A 2,992-nucleotide genomic window follows, 5' to 3' on the forward strand; every position below is an offset into this window, starting at 1 on the left:
AACGATGTCTTGAGGAAGGCTAGAGCACTGATCGAATGAACTATTCTTTTCACCCGGCAGCGGAAGCCGAGTTTCTGGAATCTGTTGGTTATTACGAATCAAAAGTTCCGGGATTGGGTGGCGCCCTCATAGAGGAATTTGAGGCCCTGGCCAATTTAGTTGGCGAGTCACCAAAGGCTTGGCAAGTTGAATTGAAGCCAGATATTCGTAGAGCGCCCCTTCAAAGATTCCCGCTATCCATCATTTACCGAGAAAAGACTGATGGCTTTCAAGTATTGGCTGTGGCCCATGACCGGCGACGCCCGCAGTATTGGCTTGGCAGGCTTTAACAAACGGCTGCACAGCGACCGCTTTTCCGCCGCTTCGCGGTTCCAAACCGGCGCGTGAGCCGGGCGTTATTTGCGACATGAAGTTGCATGAATATATGTTGTAACCCGACATTTTTTTCCGTAACTGAGCGGATGTCGGAAGTGCAACCTGGTGTTCTACCACCAGTATCCTACCCACCATGCGAAAAGGACTTGGTATGAAGCGTTGGGGACAATGAACCCTGTTACTAATCCGAAATAAAGTAAGCGAACATTAATTTAATATGTAAGCCAGGTCAGGATGCCTAAAAAATGATTTCAATAGTGCTGGTAACTTCTGTAAACGTCGCAGTTGCCGGTAAACAATTTCCTTGAGTTGCTCGTTAAGGTATTCATGCAGAACATGGCAATGTCGTAGAGCCTTCAGGGAGGAAGAAGGTAACCCGTGATGGAGCCGGATTCTGGAAGCCGATATCAAGGCCTGTTTTGATCGCATCAGTCATGAATGGTTGTTGACGCATATCCCACTACCCAAGCCCGTGTTAACACAGTGGCTTAAATCGGGGTATATGAGCAAGGAGGCACGCTACGAAACGGAAGACGGCACCCCGCAAGGGGGCGTGATCTCACCGATCCTGTGCAACATGGCACTGGACGGTCTGGAAGAGCTGGTCGTACCTGCCTCCCGAAGCCGGGGGCGCAGCAAACTGCACGTCATCCGATACGCAGACGACTTTATCATCACAGGGAAGAATCCCGCTGTTCTGGAACACGAAGTCCGGCCACAGGTCGAGCGCTTCCTGGCACAGCGGGGGCTACAACTCTCAACCGAGAAAACGCGCATCAGCCATATTGGGCAAGGCTTCAACTTCCTGGGCTTTCACTACAGGAAATACCGAGGTACCTTGCTGGTCCAGCCGCAAGACGGCAAAACCCGGGAGTTGCTGGAGAAAGTGCGAGGTGTGCTGAAGAAGTACCGTGGCATCCCTTTCCACGCTTTACTGGCAAAGCTCAATGCCGTCATCAGAGGCTGGGCCTATGCGTATCGACACGTGGTAGCGAAAGAACGCCTGAGTTACGTCGATGACAGGATCTACCCACTGGTTAAAAAGTGGTTACAGCAGGAGCACCGATCCAAGACGTGGGCATGGATCAGAAAGCGCTACCGAGGGCGTTTCAAAGGTCGTATTGAGTATGGGTGCTATTACCCGACCGCGTCAGGTATGAAGCTCATACGGTTGTTCAAGGCCGGGGACTTGCCGATTCGGTATCATAGTAAAATACGCAGTGGTGCCAATCCCTATGACCTGGCGGACAAAGACTACTTCGAAGCGAGAGCCCGAAAGCAGCGGATGAACGCACGACGGGACCGACGATTCCTCAACAGTTCGTCGTACGAGAAACTGGCCGCCTGAAGGGAAGTCTTACTGGATATGAATAGGTGGGTCGCCTGCGCGGCCTTCAAAGGGCTTGAGCTGTATGATGGGAAACTATCACGTACAGTTCTTATGGGGCGAAGGGCCGCAAGGCCCTTAGCTACCAGGTTGGGCTTCTATCCCGAGAGCATTTTTCGTAGTATCCGAAGTCACTTTCAATATGGAAAGTGCAGACATCTGGCACCAAAGGAGGGAGCTAAATGGAATGTCAAGACATCAACGGACTAAAGCTGGACGCAGATGATTGGGATGTGATCGAAGACATTCGAAGGCGTCAACGCGCGGGTAATATGCTTGAAATCATTATGCCTGCTGGAGCTCTGGCTACGATATTTTTAGGTAATAATGCAGGGCAAGCGACGTTTAACATATCTGGCTTTGATTTTGTTCAGTTTACAAAAGCAATGATAAAAATCGATGGTATTGTGCGTGGTCGCATTGAGTACCATGCCCGCATACAATATTTGATCCCTGGGAAGTCGAACGAACAAAAGCAGTTCTGGAAATCAATCGCTCAGGGATGTGGTGTACAATGATTAGTAGATTATTCTTCATTTTTTTTGTTTCTCTTAATCTTTCTACTACAGCCCTTGCGGAAAGCTATGCTGTAAAGGTACTCAACAGTAAGGTGGAAGATTATGAGAGAGCATTGGTTTCTTGCAAAAAGTCTGAAAATGAAAGGGGGCTTCCTGATAAAGGCATACTTGAAAATCTGAAGCGCTATAAGGATCAAGAGCTTAGAGAGTTTCTTGTAACAAGTAGCTCTATCGCATTGCTAAAGTGCACTATGCCTGAACTTGGTGAGTTAAGTTTCTTTATTGGAGCGGTTTTAAATAGTGAAGAAACCTCGGATGAATCAAAAGAAGAAGCCAGATATATTTCAGGGTTGATACATGAAATATCCTGGTCTAATTACAAGATAAATAATGAGCTATCAAATAATATAAAATCTGATATTGGAGAAAGTGATTATTTTAAATCTCCTTTTAATCCGTTTCTGATATTGGAGGAGCTTAACATTTTGTAATCGATCGATTGGCCATTACTAATTGGAAATAAAGTAGGCGAACATTATAATGTTACTAAGCAGTACAAAAGTAAGCGAACATTATTTATAATGTGATATATTCTCCCAAAGCTTATCGGATATTGTCACTCATGCGCCAGACTGATGGTCGTAAACTGGATCATAAAACCCTCGAAGCCCTTCGCATTCGCGCTGTTCAGCGGGTGATGGAAGGGGAAAGT

4 protein-coding genes are annotated in these 2,992 nt (G+C 47.2%); all 4 read left to right on the forward strand.

Annotation, left to right across the window (positions count from 1 at the left end; translation table 11 throughout):
- The first annotated feature begins 35 nt into the window (after window positions 1–35).
- The 4 genes from QPL96_RS19225 (at window position 36) to QPL96_RS19240 (ending at window position 2,771) form a co-directional block, all read left to right on the forward strand.
- Window positions 36–329 carry a type II toxin-antitoxin system RelE/ParE family toxin gene (locus tag QPL96_RS19225; protein ID WP_303288886.1) on the forward strand — a complete coding sequence of 98 codons (294 nt, stop codon included), beginning with the start codon at window positions 36–38 and terminating at the stop codon, window positions 327–329.
- A 440-nt stretch (window positions 330–769) separates the two neighbouring features.
- On the forward strand, window positions 770–1,723 hold the full coding sequence (locus QPL96_RS19230) for a reverse transcriptase domain-containing protein (RefSeq protein WP_303288889.1): 954 nt from the start codon (window positions 770–772) through the stop codon (window positions 1,721–1,723).
- Between the two features lie 221 nt (window positions 1,724–1,944).
- Window positions 1,945–2,280 carry a hypothetical protein gene (locus QPL96_RS19235; protein WP_303288887.1) on the forward strand — a complete coding sequence of 112 codons (336 nt, stop codon included), beginning with the start codon at window positions 1,945–1,947 and terminating at the stop codon, window positions 2,278–2,280.
- On the forward strand, window positions 2,277–2,771 hold the full coding sequence (locus tag QPL96_RS19240) for a hypothetical protein (protein ID WP_303288888.1): 495 nt from the start codon (window positions 2,277–2,279) through the stop codon (window positions 2,769–2,771). The genes QPL96_RS19235 and QPL96_RS19240 overlap by 4 nt, the downstream gene beginning before the upstream one ends.
- The last annotated feature ends 221 nt before the right edge of the window (window positions 2,772–2,992 follow it).

It is taken from the genome of Marinobacter sp. SS8-8, assembly GCF_030540945.1.
GTDB lineage: Bacteria > Pseudomonadota > Gammaproteobacteria > Pseudomonadales > Oleiphilaceae > Marinobacter.